The organism is Bacillus sp. FSL K6-0972 (genome assembly GCF_037976035.1).
Taxonomy (GTDB): domain Bacteria; phylum Bacillota; class Bacilli; order Bacillales; family Bacillaceae; genus Bacillus; species Bacillus haynesii.
Map to the genome: position 1 here is coordinate 2263145 of NZ_CP150260.1, position 14238 is coordinate 2277382.

Below are 14238 nucleotides of genomic sequence, written 5' to 3' on the forward strand. Positions count from 1 at the left end.
GTATTTCTACGATAAGAAACAGATGGCCGCGAGTATTGCTGCCATCTGTCACATCTATCTTATACTTTTGTTCAACAGCTTTTTTAAAAGCGGGTACAGAACATCGGGAAGCTGATCGACATCCGGGACGAAAAGGCTGTACTTTCCATACATGTCCTGTATCGTCTTCATTTGCGATTCTTCGATTTCGCTGTTTGATAAAAATACATTGATGACTTCGATATTTCGTTTCCGCGCTTCCATAACCGCTTCATGTGTATCGACAATCCCGTTTTGTTCATAATCGAATGCGGCCGGCTCCCCATCTGAAAAGACGATCAGGAACTTCTGAGCTTCGCTTCTTTGAACAAGCATCTTCGTCATCTGCCTGATCGCATATCCGTCCCGGTTGTCTTCCTCCGGTTCAAGCTGCATGACATGCGGTCCGGCGCCTGCTTTTAAGGAATCCGTAAAAGAGACGACCGTATGAAAATAGTTGGGCTGGCTCATCTCTGTCGCATCGTTTGTATCTTCCCAAAAACCGACGATTTGATGTGGGACAGCAACAGATTTAAGCGCTTCATGAAACAGCACAATGCCCCGTTTCGTCTCTGCCATTTTGTCATGCATGCTTGCTGAACAGTCGACGAGCAATGTAAAAACGGCGTCGATTTCTGTAGACGGCTCTTGTTTTTTATAGAACAGGCGCGGATTGCGCTCCGTAAAGTAACGGAGCAGTTTATTGTTCAATCTGCCTGCATGCAAATCGGTTCTCGGAAGCGTTTTTTTATGCTCGAGTGTTTTTTGAATCATCTGTTTGAGCCGTTTTTGATATGATTCGATGGTTTTGGCTTGAGCCTGGTAGTCTAATATGTCTTCATTCGAAGGTTTTTCCGGAAGCTTCATCACCGAAAATGCATAGCGGTTTTCTTTGCCGGCTTGGGCAGCTCCGGCGTTCGGTTCATCTTGAACAGATTCAAGCGATTCAAGTTTTGAATAGTCTTTCCTTTTCGTCTGCTTCGCCGTACCTTGAACAGACCCGAGCGCTTGGTCGCCGTCTTCTCCTTCTCTTAAAGCGCCGCCGGAAATATCGGTTTTTGCGCCGTGCTCCAAATCAAACTGGAGAAAGCTTTTGGCCGGGGCTTCCGTTTCTCTGTGCCAAGTCGGCATTTCTTCTTCATGAACTTCCTCGTCACCCGCACTTTTCTCTTCAAGCGTCAGATCCTCGCTCAGCTTCGGTTTTGCTTTCAAATCTTGAAAAAGCGCTTCTTCGTCAACTTGTTCATATTCCAGTTCCGGAAAAAAGAAGTACGTATTCAGCATATCTTTTTCGAGCACCTCTTCAAAACCTTCCATTAACCCATTTACAATCGAAACGATGTCAGCAGTTGAACGCGCTTCGAATACGCGGGCGAGCTCGGCTTCTATAAACCCCTTCATCGGGTCGATTGATTCATGGATAGCCGGTATCTCTTCAAGCGGTGACTCTGCGGTCAGCTTAAGATATACAGCGCAAAACAAAGCATCTGTAAAAATGCTCCGCTCCAGATTCAGCGTCAGCTGGGTCGCAAAGTGTTTGCGGTACATCGATTTCCGGCTTGAAAATACCGGTTTTGTGCCGGGACGCTCCCTCTTGATGGACTCTTCGATTCTGATATCCTCAAAAAGCATAAACAACTGTTTTGCCAAACTCTTAAACTGATATTCCCGAGCCGAGTCCAGCATGCGGGAAAAGTCTTTCATCGAGCTGTAGCGGGAGCCGATTGACCGCAAGTACACATCGCTCTTCAAACCGTCTACCATATCACGGTGGTTCCGGTCTTTCCAAAAGTGGCTCATGTAGATCGTTTTCTCAAAAGGATTGTAATAAGACTGAACCCCGTACTCCACTTCAACCTGATCGCTTTTCGCGAGCGTTTTTGCCAGATCTGTCAGCTCCATAAAAAGCAAAGAGTCAATCTTGCTGTCATTGAATTTAATAAACTTCATAAAAAAACCCTCATTCGAACAAAGTTTGGGCAATATTTCGGACCGCCGCTTTTTCGCGTTCATCATCAAGCTTTTCAACGATGCCTCGTTCGATCGCTCGCAGCGGCGGAATATACGTCGACAGGTCGCAAGTATCGAGAAGCGCTCTGATGGAAGCGGCCTCTTCAGATACCTGACCGTTATGCGCTTGCGTCATTAAGTCCGATGACAGGGTGACAAACCGGTCCAGCAGCTTCTGATCTTTCAGTTCGGATTGTGTTTCAAGCACCCGTTTCAGCAGGTCACCTTTAATGTATGGCACGTCGATAATGACAAACCGGTTTTTCAGCGCTTCGTTCAATGGAACCGTTCCGACATAGCCTTCGTTTATCGCCGCAATCACGCCGAATCCCTCTTTCGCTTTGATGACTTCCCCTGTAAACGGATTGGTCATCATTTTCCGGTAATCCAGCACCCCGTTTAAGATCGGCAGCGTTTCCGGTTTCGCCATGTTGATTTCGTCAATATATAGAAAATGGCCGTTGTTCATTGCTTTTGTTACGGGACCTTCAATAAATTCAATAGAGGCGTTCCCGTCGGTGTTTTCAATCGTTTTGTAACCGACAAGCGCCTCTGCATCAAGGTCCACAGAACAGTTGACACTGTGCATAGGTTTTTGAAAATAAGCGGAGAGCGTTTCGGCAAGTTTTGTTTTTCCTGAGCCTGTCGGGCCTTTTAACAAAACGTTTTTTCCGAGTGACAGCGCGATCATCGCGTCATAGAGAATGGCGCTGTCTTCCGCTTCATAGCCGGGCTTTCCAATCAATGAATGGTATTCCGCGTCAGCAGGTTTAGCGGCAGACTGAATCAGCCGCTCTTTTATCTTTTCAGGCAGCTCTAGTTCGTGCAGATCATATTTCATGTGTTGTAAAATTCCTTTCTAAAAGCGTCTTCTGTATTTAAGTATACTAGAAAAGATGCACTGCCCTCAATATAAACGGCTTCCAGGCGCCGATTCACTTTTTTCCACTGTTCGTCAGCGCTCCGCAAACCATCCGGGCTCCGGAGTTTCCGGATGGATTTGTCAAATCGTCATCCTGATGCTCGTGAATGATAAAAGCACTTCCGTCATGATCCAGCAGACTGAACTTGCTTTTCTGATCGAGGGTAACTGCCGGCGCATTTACGATGACGTCGACTTTGCCATCGGCTCCGACTTCAATATTCGGCAAATCACCGGCATGCGGCCCTTTCGGATTGTGAAAGCCGTGCTCCTTCTGATCAGGATTGAAATGAGCACCCGCACTCTCAAAATCAGGTTTTTTGCACACGCCGGTTTCATGAATATGAAAAGCAAGCATGCCAGGCGGCAGATCATGGGCGCTGACTCTGATATCAAGGCCTTCTGCAGCAGATTCAGACACTTCTATAAAACCGGTCTCCGTACCGTCGCGTTTGATCAGCGGTACCTTTATTGGCTGTGTCATCGCTTCAAAGGTTTCTTTATGTTCCTGTTCGGCATTTTTCTGCTCGATTTCTTTCTGCTGTGTGCATGCAGCTGTCAAACAAACAGCCATACATGTGAGCAATATGTAATGTAATGTTCTCAAATGGCTTCCCCCTTCGCTTTTCTTTTCAGTTTAGACAACGAAAAGGGGCATTAAACCTGTCCTTCCCATCCTGAAATCACGCAAAAAAAAGCCATTTAAAATGGCTTTTTTAAAATGAATATCGTTTTGCGCCGAGATAGCGCTGTTTCCAGTAGGAATTGTTCATGTCGCTGACGGTGACGCCGGAATCGTTGGCATTGATAAACTTGTTGTTTCCTAAATAAATACCAACGTGTGAAGGGCCTGCTTTATATGTTGAGAAGAAAACAAAATCACCTCTTGAAGGCTGGCTGACTGGCGACATGATGTTCCAGTACCCTGCTGCGCTCAATCTTGAGACTGATGTGACTTTGTTTAATACATAATAGATGTATCCGCTGCAGTCAAAACCGGAAGGATTGTTGCCTCCCCATCTATAAGGCACGCCGATATGCTTTTCTGCTTCCGCGATCATCCGCTCGACTTTTGCGCTTGTCGAAGTGCCGGTTGAAACTGAAGAGTTCGGCGAGCTGGAGGATGGGCTGCTAGATGATCCTGAAGTCGATGCACCGGAGATTTTAAGCTTCTGGCCGACTTGCAAAACATCTGTTTTTAATTGATTAGCCTCTCTGATGCTCTGTACCGTCACCTTCATCGAATTCGCGATTTTCCACAGAGAATCGCCCGGTTTAACCGTGTAAGTGGTCGTTTTTGAACTGCTGCTTGTGTTCGTTTTACTTGATGAAGAACTTGAAGACGAACCAGAAGATGGTTTGCTTCCGCTGGAAACCGTTCCTTTCACTTTAAGAACCTGGTTCGGGTAGATCGTGTCAGACTTCAAGTTGTTCAGCGTTTTGAGTTCGGCAACTGTCATATTCAAATTATTGGCAATTTTCCATAAAGAATCGCCCAATTTGACTTTGTATGTGCTGCTTGAACTGCTTGCATTTTGCGAGCTTGAGCTTGATGATTTCGAACTGGAGCTTGAACTTGAGCCAGAGCTGGAACCGGTGCTTTTCGCGCTTCCTTTAATGACCAGTTTTTGTCCCGGATAAATCATATCGCTGCTCAGCCCGTTTAAGTTTTTGATCTCTTTTACGGTTGTTTTGTGGTCTTTGGCAATCAGCCACAAGGAATCTCCCAATTTTACCGTGTAAGTTGATTTGGCAGTGCTTGAGCTTGAGCTTGAGCTTGAGCTGGAACTTGCGGATTTTGCCTGTGAGCTGCTGCTTTTTGACTTGCCGTCCGGAACTTTTAAAGTTTGTCCGACATAAATAATCGTAGATGAAAGATTGTTGGCTGATTGAAGTGCCGAAACACTGGTATTGTACTCAGTTGAAAGCTTCCACAGTGAGTCTCCGCTTTTCACCTTGATGGTTTGGGCTTCTACCGGTGACGCCGCCAATGAAGTTCCAACTACTGCAGAGGCCGCCAAACCTACTGCTATCTTCTTCTTCATAACCTCTTAACCTCCCGTTTCATTTTCGTTCTCTCTATGTATGCCATTACATTTGCCATTGCTTAAGACTTTATCCAGCCGACCAGGCAGGTGATCTGATCACCATATGTATGGTCTTTGGCTGAAAGCCCCCTTTTATATTCTTAAGCAAAAAATGCAATTCATGATTTGTATCGGCCTATTCTATATTTTTTTAATAGTTTTTTTGTTTTTTTACAAATCCCCCGTTAAAAATACAGACTGATAGACATATTGACAAAAATCAATACTTTTTTTCACGTGCTCTAGATGCCGGATGCTTTTTTTCGTAAGGTTTGCGTTTCAATTTTTTGGAAATACGATGATCAGTTGCTCTAAAATCAGAGGTTCATGGTGAAAAACAGCGAGAAGGAGTTGACTGGATATGCTGCATGTGCCGAAACAGCCTGTATAGACGCCGTAACATGCGGATTTCCGTGCCGTTTTACAGCCGATTTCCCTTTCTCTCGGATCAAACGGTCAACAGATGGGCAAGCCAGCGTTCAAGTTGAGGGTGTAAAAACTGCGTATTGATATTCTTTAGTTTTCCGGAAATCGCCGATCAATCCTCATCTATTGCCTAATCGAAAAGCAAAGATCAGGATGACTTATACATTTCTACATTTCAGCACAAATTCCTCCACGAAACCATAAATTGACTATATCATACATTTTTTTTGCCAACATCCGGAATTGGGAGTATCTTTTTTTTAGATCGAACGACGTTTTACTATTTCATCAATAGATTCTTATTTCCTATCTTAGTATAACGATAAATAGAAACGTAAAACTTAATACTCATTCATTTTTGTATATTAATAGTCTTAATAGACTATTAGAAAACACATAAAAAAGCTTCTGATTTATTACCGCCGCTTTCATGCATGTTTCCTCCTTTTATGGCGCATTTTAAGAGATGGAGGTGAATCTTCTTGGCTATTCAAAAAATATGTCAATATTTATGTACGTGTTTAGGGATCCTTTCTCTTTCCTTTATTTATGTGCAAATGTTTAAAAAAACAAAACAGACGAAAAAAGATTGAACAGACATTTATTGCATTTTATACATAACGTGTTATAATTTCTCTCGTTATCCAAAAGAAACGGGGAACTGATATGAGGGAAACAAAGGATTTGCGGGAGAAAACAAGACAGTTTTTAACGATTTTAATTCCGATTTTGATTACGCAAGCGGGACTGTCGCTCATTACGGTTCTCGACACGGTGATGTCAGGCAAAGTCAGTGCCGCAGACCTCGCCGGCGTCGCAATCGGCTCGAGTTTGTGGACCCCCGTTTATACAGGGCTTGCCGGCATTTTGACGGCTGTAACACCGATGGTCGCCCAGCTGATGGGGGCTAAACGGCAAAAGGATGTCCCTTATACTGTTATTCAATCGATCTATGTGGCCGGGATCATCGGCATTGCCGTCATCGTTTCCGGGTATTTTCTGATTGATCCTGTGCTGAAGAACCTCGATCTTGAACAGAAGGTAGCGGTCATCGCAAAGCAATATTTAATCTGCATCGGGCTCGGCATATTGCCGCTGTTTGTTTACAATGTAATGCGCTGCTTTATTGATTCACTCGGAAAAACGCGGGTGACGATGCTGATTACGCTTTGTTCTTTGCCCATAAATTTTGTCTTGAATTATTTGTTTATTTTCGGGAACTTCGGGTTTCCAAAGCTTGGAGGAGCAGGAGCCGGTATGGCTTCCGCCATCACATATTGGTGCATTTGTCTAATCTCTTTATACATCGTCCATAAGAAGACGCCGTTTCACCAGTTTAGGATTTTTGGAACATTCTATTCATTTTCTTTTGCTGAAAGTATGAAACTGCTGAAGATCGGCATTCCGATCGGTTTTGCCATCTTCTTTGAGACGAGTATATTCGCAGCTGTCACTTTGCTGATGAGCCACTTTGACACGGTCACGATCGCTTCCCATCAGGCGGCAATGAATTTCGCTTCGCTTCTTTACATGCTTCCATTGAGCGTATCGATGACGCTGACGATTGTCGTCGGCTTTGAAGCCGGGGCCAAACGGTTTAAAGACTCGAGAGCCTACAGCTATCTCGGGATTTCAATAGCGGTCGGTTTTTCATTATTCACGGCACTCATCATTTTACTGTTCAGAGAGCAAATCGCCGGTTTGTACGCGGCTGACCGGGATGTACTGCTTCTGACCAAGGATTTCCTGCTGTATGCGTTGTTTTTTCAGCTGTCAGATGCCATCGCCGCGCCGATTCAAGGAGCGCTCAGAGGATATAAGGATGTCAACTACACGCTTGTCACAGCTCTCGTATCGTATTGGATTATCGGACTTCCGGTCGGTTTTGTGATTGGAACGTATACTTCATTCGGAGCTTTCGGATACTGGATCGGGCTCATCACGGGGCTCGCAGCCGGTGCAGTCGGGCTGTTCTTCAGGCTCAAACGCATTCAAAGCCGCTATATTCACACTCAAAGCATGTAAAAAGGTGCCGGGCTCATATTCCCGACACCTTTTTTGATCATTTTAATCATTCCATTGATAGGTCCAAAACGTTTCTTTTTCAAACCATGTCTCAACAACCGGCTCGCCATTGGCAAGTTTTTTCTCTATTTCTTTCAAAAGGCCGCCTGTTTGGGATTTATGCGCTTTTAACGCGTTCAATTTAATATCTGCGACTTCTTTGATATCAAGAACGACGTCAGGCTTGCCAAGAATCTCTTCCCTATGGTGAGTGATTGCCATGCATAAGACGCGCGGCCGGTCTTCTTTCTTTTTCCGAGATAATGCACTGATGACCGCGGCACCGCATGCATCGTGGTCTGGATGAACACCGTGTCCGGGGTAGAACGTCACAATAAGGCTCGGGTTTACATCATCGATGACAGCCTCTATTTGATCGGCCAGTTTTTCTTCATCCTCGAATTCGAGCGTTTTGTCGCGGTATCCGAGCATGCGCAAATCCTGTACATCCATTTCCTTGCAGGCGTCGATCAGCTCTTGCTTTCTGAGCAGCGGCAGGGTTTCCCTGTTGGCAAAAAGCGGGTCTCCCATATTTCTTCCCATCTCGCCCAACGTGAGGCACGCGTATGTTACAGGTATGTCTTCTTTTCGGTTTAAGGCAATCAAGCCGGCAACTCCGAAAGATTCATCATCAGGGTGCGGCAGGATCACGAGTAAATGTTTTTTCATCTTATAACACCTTCTTTTTAGACTGCAAATGGCTTTTTGCTGATTTGAAGCGAAATGGCGAGTTTGCCGCCCGGCAAATAGCCGGCAAGAAGCAACCTTCCTTCATCATCAACCGTATAATCCGTCAGGCCTTCCGCGTAGATCCAGCCATCTTCGGTTTTCAAACCGGCGCGAAATGGTCCCTCACCCGTGATTTTAGCCCGGGAGCAGGTCACCTTCGCGTTTCTGATATACGCCACCACGGTCATGTTCTGCTCATCTTTATGCGCGGAATATGATCCGGTTGTCGTCTCCAAATGAATGTAAACAGGCTGCTTTAAAAATGTTTCCAAAGAAGCCTGCACATCTTCTTTTTTTATTGCTTTCATGTTACTCCCTGCTTTCTTCGTTTGTTAATAACTCCAATCGTTCCGTATGACATTCAATCAGCTTGAGCTTCATATCTGATTGCAATTGTGAATTCACAATGCGCCGGATTGACTGATAGTATTTTTCGTGCTTAGTCTTTCTGAGCCTTGGATGGGTGCCGAGGTCGTTCAACTCATCATCAATCGCCTGATGAAGCGCCTCACTTCCTTCCCTGTCCATCGTCCGGTTTTTCCAAAGGGTTTTATACGCCCGGAAAAGCTCTAGTTCGTCTGCCATGACGGAACAACCTCCGAATTGCTTCAATAATGTTTAATTATACATAATCGGTGTTTCTTGAAAAGAAAAAGGGCTTACGGATGAAAGGAATTTTTTCTTTTTAAAAATACCTTCTCCGGTTTCTTCCATTTAAATTGCGAAAGTGTAAACAATATCAGCGCCGCCCATATGCAGGCAAACGTAAAGCCCTTGCTGCTGTTGAACGGTTCATGGTAGACGAAAACGCCTAAGCATAATGTAATGGTCGGAGCGATATATTGCAAAATGCCGACTTGATAAAGCGGAAGTTTTTTCGCACCTTCCGCAAATAAAAGCAGCGGAATCGCGGTTAACACTCCCGCTAAAAACAGCAGCACCATCATGTCGATGCTCCCTGAAGCGGCCTGAGCCTTTTCCGGATGGCTGAAGAACAGCAGGTAAATCGCTGCAACCGGAGCGATCATCATCGTTTCCAAAGTAAGTCCTATGGCGCTTGAGAGCGATGTGCGCTTTTTCGCCAGTCCGTAGAGCCCGAAGCTGAATGCGAGCATCAGGGCGATGTACGGCACGGAACCGTACTGAAAAGCGGAAATAAGCACGCCGAGGGCAGCGAGAAGAACTGCCGCTCCCTGCATCCGCGTTAGTTTTTCCTTTAAAAAGACAATTCCGAGCACGATCGATACGAGCGGATTGATGTAGTAGCCCAGGCTTGCTTCAAGAATATAGCCGTTGCTGACGGCCCATATGTAGACATACCAATTGATCGAAATTAGAACGGACGACAAAATGAGCGGAACAAATTCCTTTCGGTTTCCCGAAAGCGAGCGAAATGCTTTGACTCCGTTTTTCCACTGCCGCAAAACGAGAAGCACGCCGCACATGAAAACAAATGACCAAATAATCCGGTGCGCCAGTATATCGAGCGCGGCCGTCTGATCGAGCACTTTCCAATATAAAGGAAGGAGCCCCCACAGCAAATAAGAAAGCGCCGTGTAAATGATTCCTTTCGTTTGAGATGAATGATTCATGACTGTTTCTTTCCTTTCTTCTTCATCACTTTCCGCACTTTTTTGCATATACTGTACCGTCTATGTGAAAGGAAGTGTGATCGTGTTTGATTGGCAACGCTTTTTTCCATTTCAGCAGTTTTCCAAGGACGGATTAAAAAACGCTGACCCGAAAGATGTGGAGCAATATATTCACCACATGATGAAAAGCGTTTTCGGACCGGGGTATGCAGTTCAATTTCCTTTTCGTGACCCTCTCTCAAAAGAAACACCGGCGGCAGATGAATTTGATCCGATTGATATTTTTGAAACGACAAGCCATGTATTTGTTAAAATACCGCTCACCAAAGAACAGCTTAACCTTCTGAAAATTAAACATACTTCACAAACCCTGATCATAGAAAACTACCCTGAAAAAGGGCGGCAGGAAAAAGTCGTTCTCCCCTCTCTAGTGCGCAGAAAGGGTACGAAAGCAATATTTAAAGACGGCATTTTGGAAGTGATGTTCTTAAAAAATGAGGACTTTAACCTGTCTGAAATCGACATCACGTTTTGAAAACGGCCAGCTTGGAAAAGCAGGCTGTTTTTTTTCTTCCTGTACCATCTTAACACTAGTCCTCATGGATGATCATCTCATTTGCCTGCGCCTTTAAATTTTGACAGTGTTAGTCATTATTCCTTAAAAAGTCTCTGTAACTATTTCCTCTTTCGGCTGTTATCAGTTTGTCCTTATAATGATAATGGTTCTCAATTTATAAAACAGGAGGATGTATATGAAAAAGAAAATCAGCCTATTGATCACAGCAATGTTTTTGACGATCCTTTGTTTTTCACCTCAAGCTTCTGCTGCATACAACTCACTGCATACGGGCTACGCCACTTATACTGGGTCAGGTTACTCCGGCGGTGCATTGCTTTTGGATCCGATTCCGTCCAATATGAAGATCACCGCTTTAAATCCGACAGATATGAATTACCGCGGTGTGAAAGCGGCTCTTGCCGGCGCCTATCTGCGAGTTGAAGGGCCGAAAGGAAAAACGACTGTCTATGTTACCGATCTGTATCCTGAAGGAGCGCCGGGAGCCCTTGACCTTTCTCCGAACGCTTTTCGCGAGATCGGCGATATGAAAGACGGCAAAATCGATATTAAATGGCGTGTAGTCAAAGCTCCGATTACCGGCAATTTCACTTACCGGATCAAAGAAGGCAGCAGCCAGTGGTGGGCGGCGATCCAAGTCAGAAATCACAAATATCCCGTCATGAAAATGGAATATTACAAAGACGGAAAGTGGATCAACATGGAGAAAACGGATTACAACCATTTCGTCAGCACCAATCTCGGGACAAGTCCGCTTAAAGTCAGAATTACAGATATCCGAGGAAAAGTCGTAAAAGACACGATAAAAAAACTCCCGGAAAACGGGACATCAAGCGCATATACCGTACCGGGAAAAGTACAGTTCCCTGACTGATCGATCCGGAAAGAATGAGACGGCGGCCAAAGGCGAAAAGATTCGCAAGCTTTGGCCGCCGCTTCATATTGACATCCGGCATTTAGACGCCAGCAACAATTGGCTTATTGATCAGTAGCCCAGTCCTGCCCCTCTGTATGGAGCTGCGCCCGGAACACCCCCGTACGGAACGGCCCCAGGAGCTGCTCCGTAGCCGTAATAAGGCGCACCGCCGTAAGGTCCCGGGTATGGCGGCGGGTAAGCGTAAGGTCTTGGGTAGTTAAAAATCGCGCTTCCGAGAAATCCGCCCAGCAATCCGCCGACAAGCGGCGCTCCAAAACCCCAGAATAACGGGAATCTGGCCGGGTATCCGGCAGGACCTGATCTCGAATAAAGCATATGAGGGTTCATTGGCTTTTATCCTCCTTTATGTCTGCCTATAGTAAAGGTATTCATAAAGTCGGGAAACGTTTGGGCTATTCTTCATAAATCATTTTTTTTGTCATTCCGCCGTCCACCGTTATGTTTGTACCGGTGACGAAGCGATTGTCAGGATCGGTCAAGTAAAAGCATGCTTTGACGATATCCTGAGGGCGCCCGACCCTGTTTGACAAATGCTGCCCGTGGTCAATAGGCCGCAGGGCAGTATAATCACCGGTTTCGATCCATCCCGGAGAAATGCTGTTGACCACGATGGAATCTTTGCTTAAAGACGCGGCCAATGCGTGAGTCAAAGCAATTAAGCCCCCTTTTGACGCGGCATAAGCTTCTGAGTCCGGCTCGGACATAAACGCCCTTGTCGAAGCGATATTGACGATGGCCCCGCCTGTTTTCGCCTCTTTCATTTTTTGGGCCGCTTCTCTTGCGCAAAGAAACGCGCCTTTCAAATTGGTATTCAGGACGTTGTCCCATTCTTCCGCGGTCAAGTCATAAGGGGACTTCCAAACTGATCTGCCCGCATTATTAATGAGTGCCGATATTGAGCGGCCGTTTCGGGAAGCTTCCTGCATCAGCCGTTTCACATCTTCTTCAGAACCTACATCACAAGCTGCAAACTGAACCTGCGCTCCGGAAGCGGTCAGCTCTTTTTCAAGCTGTTCACCCTCTTCCTTTAGTACGTCGGCGAATACAACGATAAAACCTTTTTGAGCATAGGCGGCCACAAGGTCTCTTCCGATGCCTTTGGCCCCGCCTGTAATGACGACTGTTTCTTTACTGTTCAATCCGGTCAGCTCCCTTCCGGATCACAATGATGTTCGGCCCAGGTTTGTATCTCCTTGAGGACAGGCTCTAGCGCCGTCCCCTTGTCTGTCAATTGATAGATTACTTTTACCGGCGTTTCCGGGAGCACTTGACGCTCGACTATTTTGCAGTGTTCGAGCTCTTTTAAACGTTCAGCCAGCATTTTTTGGCTGATCATCGGTATCATTTCAGTCAAGTCTTTAAATCGTTTAGGTCCATCCAATAATACATGGATGATCAGTCCATTCCATCGTTTGCCGAGTAAAGAAAAGGCGGCTTCCATTCTAGGACACATTGTAAACCCCAATTCTCTCACCCCTCCATATCCAGTTGACAAATATAATGTGTACCATTAAAATACTCAATAAAGTTACAAAAAGTAAGTTTCTAACTTTTTATCTGACTCTATCATAACACGTTTAGCCCAAAGGAGGAAGTCACATGTCTTCACAAGAAAACACTACTCTTAACATTCTGGAAGAGCGTACATCGATTAAAGAATATGACACAAGCGTTTCCATTTCCAAAGAAGAGCTGACAAAGCTGCTGAGCATCACCACAAAGGCTCCGTCAGCCTGGAATCTGCAGCACTGGCATTTTACAGTCTTTCACAGCCAGGAATCAAAAGATAAGCTCCTTCCGATCGCATTCAACCAAAAACAAGTCAGTCAGGCCTCTGCGGTCGTAGCCGTGCTCGGGGACTTACAAGCGAACCTGAACGGTGAAGCCGTATACGGCCCTCTGACAGAAGCAGGTTACATGACCGAAGACATCAAAAACACGCTGCTCGGACAAATCAACGGCGCTTATCAAAACAGCGGGTTTGCAAGAGATGCCGCTTTTACAAACGCATCGCTCGCTGCCATGCAGCTGATGATTGCAGCTAAAGCAATGGGCTATGACACATGCGCGATGGGCGGCTTTGACAAGCAAGCGTTCGTGAAAGAATTCAACATCGATGAACGCTATGTACCGGTCATGCTGATTTCGATCGGAAAACCGGTCAAACCTGCGCACAAAAGCAATCGTTTTGATGTGTCTGACGTATCTACATGGTTGTAAACATGTTAAAAAACCTTAGTCCCAAAAAAAGGACTAAGGTTTATTTTTATGCTTTTATATGCTTTTCATACCAGATTTTCGCCTGTTCGATCTCGCTGTGTGTCAGCTGATGGCCGCCGCCTTCCCAGTGAAGGAGCACTTGGGCGCCGGCGTTTGTGAAATAGCCGGCAAGCTCGCTTGATTCCTCCGGTGGACAGAGCGGATCTGTTTTGCCGGCCCCGATAAACACAGGCAAATCTGTCATATCAGGGAGCTTGCGATTTCTAAACGGAACCATCGGATGATGCAAAATTGCCCCTTTCAGTACATGTTCATGTCGGAACAGGAGACTTCCCGCGATATTGGCGCCGTTTGAATAGCCGATTGCGACCACCCGGTTCCTGTCAAAGTGAAGTTCTTTTGCAGCTTCATCTAGAAACGTTTTTAATTCATCTGTCCGTTCGATCAAATCTTTCTCGTCAAACACCCCTTCTCTCAGCCGTTTGAAAAAACGGGGCATTCCGTTTTCCAGCACATTCCCCCTGACCCCGAGCAAATTTGCATCGGGATCAATCATCCTGCCGATCGGCAGAAGATCGTGTTCGTTTCCCCCTGTTCCATGCAATAACAACAGGGTGAGATCAGAGTTCCCTTTTTCATATATATGATTCATTTTC

16 protein-coding genes are annotated in these 14238 nt (G+C 45.6%); 4 read left to right on the forward strand and 12 right to left on the reverse strand.

Annotated elements, in window-relative coordinates; genetic code table 11:
• Positions 1 to 54: 54 nt before the first annotated feature.
• The 4 genes from MKX80_RS11255 to MKX80_RS11270 all read right to left on the reverse strand — a co-directional run bounded on the left by MKX80_RS11255 (position 55) and on the right by MKX80_RS11270 (position 4995).
• Positions 55 to 1968: a VWA domain-containing protein gene (locus MKX80_RS11255; protein ID WP_182070511.1), complete on the reverse strand. Its 1914-nt coding sequence runs from the start codon at positions 1966 to 1968 to the stop codon at positions 55 to 57.
• A gap of 10 nt (positions 1969 to 1978) precedes the next feature.
• The gene (locus MKX80_RS11260) at positions 1979 to 2869 is read right to left on the reverse strand and encodes a MoxR family ATPase (protein ID WP_154996608.1); all 891 of its coding nucleotides are present in this window, start codon (positions 2867 to 2869) and stop codon (positions 1979 to 1981) included.
• 94 nt (positions 2870 to 2963) lie between these two features.
• Positions 2964 to 3557, reverse strand: a complete 594-nt coding sequence (locus MKX80_RS11265; protein ID WP_154996606.1) for a superoxide dismutase family protein — start codon at positions 3555 to 3557, stop codon at positions 2964 to 2966.
• A 109-nt stretch (positions 3558 to 3666) separates the two neighbouring features.
• Complete coding sequence (locus MKX80_RS11270; protein WP_268343339.1) at positions 3667 to 4995, reverse strand: peptidoglycan endopeptidase; 1329 nt, start codon at positions 4993 to 4995, stop codon at positions 3667 to 3669.
• Between the two features lie 1134 nt (positions 4996 to 6129).
• Between MKX80_RS11270 and MKX80_RS11275 the strand changes: the two genes are divergently transcribed.
• Positions 6130 to 7488 (forward strand): MATE family efflux transporter, encoded by a 1359-nt coding sequence (locus MKX80_RS11275; RefSeq protein WP_182070508.1) that lies wholly within the window; start codon positions 6130 to 6132, stop codon positions 7486 to 7488.
• A gap of 42 nt (positions 7489 to 7530) precedes the next feature.
• On the opposite strand, the gene bshB2 is transcribed toward MKX80_RS11275, so the two are convergent.
• The 4 genes from bshB2 to rarD all read right to left on the reverse strand — a co-directional run bounded on the left by bshB2 (position 7531) and on the right by rarD (position 9848).
• Positions 7531 to 8196 carry a bacillithiol biosynthesis deacetylase BshB2 gene (gene bshB2 / locus MKX80_RS11280; RefSeq protein WP_154996599.1) on the reverse strand — a complete coding sequence of 222 codons (666 nt, stop codon included), beginning with the start codon at positions 8194 to 8196 and terminating at the stop codon, positions 7531 to 7533.
• Between the two features lie 17 nt (positions 8197 to 8213).
• Complete coding sequence (locus tag MKX80_RS11285) at positions 8214 to 8564, reverse strand: YojF family protein (protein WP_268343341.1); 351 nt, start codon at positions 8562 to 8564, stop codon at positions 8214 to 8216.
• A gap of 1 nt (position 8565) precedes the next feature.
• Positions 8566 to 8841: a hypothetical protein gene (locus tag MKX80_RS11290; protein ID WP_154996597.1), complete on the reverse strand. Its 276-nt coding sequence runs from the start codon at positions 8839 to 8841 to the stop codon at positions 8566 to 8568.
• Positions 8842 to 8915: 74 nt separating this feature from the next.
• Positions 8916 to 9848, reverse strand: a complete 933-nt coding sequence (gene rarD / locus MKX80_RS11295) for an EamA family transporter RarD (RefSeq protein ID WP_182070507.1) — start codon at positions 9846 to 9848, stop codon at positions 8916 to 8918.
• An 82-nt stretch (positions 9849 to 9930) separates the two neighbouring features.
• Between rarD and MKX80_RS11300 the strand changes: the two genes are divergently transcribed.
• Both MKX80_RS11300 and MKX80_RS11305 read left to right on the forward strand, forming a co-directional pair.
• Positions 9931 to 10383: a spore gernimation protein GerT gene (locus MKX80_RS11300; RefSeq protein WP_182070506.1), complete on the forward strand. Its 453-nt coding sequence runs from the start codon at positions 9931 to 9933 to the stop codon at positions 10381 to 10383.
• 217 nt (positions 10384 to 10600) lie between these two features.
• Complete coding sequence (locus MKX80_RS11305) at positions 10601 to 11299, forward strand: expansin EXLX1 family cellulose-binding protein (RefSeq protein ID WP_176274664.1); 699 nt, start codon at positions 10601 to 10603, stop codon at positions 11297 to 11299.
• 111 nt (positions 11300 to 11410) lie between these two features.
• Here MKX80_RS11305 and MKX80_RS11310 read toward each other — a convergent pair whose 3' ends face one another.
• From MKX80_RS11310 to MKX80_RS11320, 3 genes are all read right to left on the reverse strand, one after another.
• Positions 11411 to 11689: a hypothetical protein gene (locus tag MKX80_RS11310; protein ID WP_154996591.1), complete on the reverse strand. Its 279-nt coding sequence runs from the start codon at positions 11687 to 11689 to the stop codon at positions 11411 to 11413.
• A gap of 65 nt (positions 11690 to 11754) precedes the next feature.
• Complete coding sequence (locus tag MKX80_RS11315; RefSeq protein ID WP_154996589.1) at positions 11755 to 12501, reverse strand: SDR family oxidoreductase; 747 nt, start codon at positions 12499 to 12501, stop codon at positions 11755 to 11757.
• A gap of 5 nt (positions 12502 to 12506) precedes the next feature.
• Entirely contained in the window at positions 12507 to 12827 is a 321-nt protein-coding gene (locus MKX80_RS11320) for a winged helix-turn-helix transcriptional regulator (RefSeq protein ID WP_043928089.1), read from the reverse strand.
• Positions 12828 to 12961: 134 nt separating this feature from the next.
• On the opposite strand from MKX80_RS11320, the gene MKX80_RS11325 reads away from it, so the two are divergent.
• Positions 12962 to 13582 carry a nitroreductase family protein gene (locus MKX80_RS11325; RefSeq protein WP_182070505.1) on the forward strand — a complete coding sequence of 207 codons (621 nt, stop codon included), beginning with the start codon at positions 12962 to 12964 and terminating at the stop codon, positions 13580 to 13582.
• 46 nt (positions 13583 to 13628) lie between these two features.
• Here the strand turns inward: MKX80_RS11325 and MKX80_RS11330 are convergent, their stop codons facing one another.
• Positions 13629 to 14234: an alpha/beta hydrolase gene (locus MKX80_RS11330; protein ID WP_154997936.1), complete on the reverse strand. Its 606-nt coding sequence runs from the start codon at positions 14232 to 14234 to the stop codon at positions 13629 to 13631.
• Between the last annotated feature and the right edge of the window lie 4 nt (positions 14235 to 14238).

Bases quoted from the DNA above. Each gene is read 5' to 3' on its own strand.
- MKX80_RS11255 (WP_182070511.1), bottom strand. From the start codon at position 1,968: ATGAAGTTTATTAAATTCAATGACAGCAAGATTGACTCTTTGCTTTTT.
- MKX80_RS11325 (WP_182070505.1), top strand. From the start codon at position 12,962: ATGTCTTCACAAGAAAACACTACTCTTAACATTCTGGAAGAGCGTACA.
- MKX80_RS11285 (WP_268343341.1), bottom strand. From the start codon at position 8,564: ATGAAAGCAATAAAAAAAGAAGATGTGCAGGCTTCTTTGGAAACATTT.
- MKX80_RS11305 (WP_176274664.1), top strand. From the start codon at position 10,601: ATGAAAAAGAAAATCAGCCTATTGATCACAGCAATGTTTTTGACGATC.
- MKX80_RS11330 (WP_154997936.1), bottom strand. From the start codon at position 14,234: ATGAATCATATATATGAAAAAGGGAACTCTGATCTCACCCTGTTGTTA.
- MKX80_RS11275 (WP_182070508.1), top strand. From the start codon at position 6,130: ATGAGGGAAACAAAGGATTTGCGGGAGAAAACAAGACAGTTTTTAACG.
- MKX80_RS11290 (WP_154996597.1), bottom strand. From the start codon at position 8,841: ATGGCAGACGAACTAGAGCTTTTCCGGGCGTATAAAACCCTTTGGAAA.
- rarD (WP_182070507.1), bottom strand. From the start codon at position 9,848: ATGAATCATTCATCTCAAACGAAAGGAATCATTTACACGGCGCTTTCT.
- MKX80_RS11310 (WP_154996591.1), bottom strand. From the start codon at position 11,689: ATGAACCCTCATATGCTTTATTCGAGATCAGGTCCTGCCGGATACCCG.
- MKX80_RS11270 (WP_268343339.1), bottom strand. From the start codon at position 4,995: ATGAAGAAGAAGATAGCAGTAGGTTTGGCGGCCTCTGCAGTAGTTGGA.
- MKX80_RS11260 (WP_154996608.1), bottom strand. From the start codon at position 2,869: ATGAAATATGATCTGCACGAACTAGAGCTGCCTGAAAAGATAAAAGAG.
- bshB2 (WP_154996599.1), bottom strand. From the start codon at position 8,196: ATGAAAAAACATTTACTCGTGATCCTGCCGCACCCTGATGATGAATCT.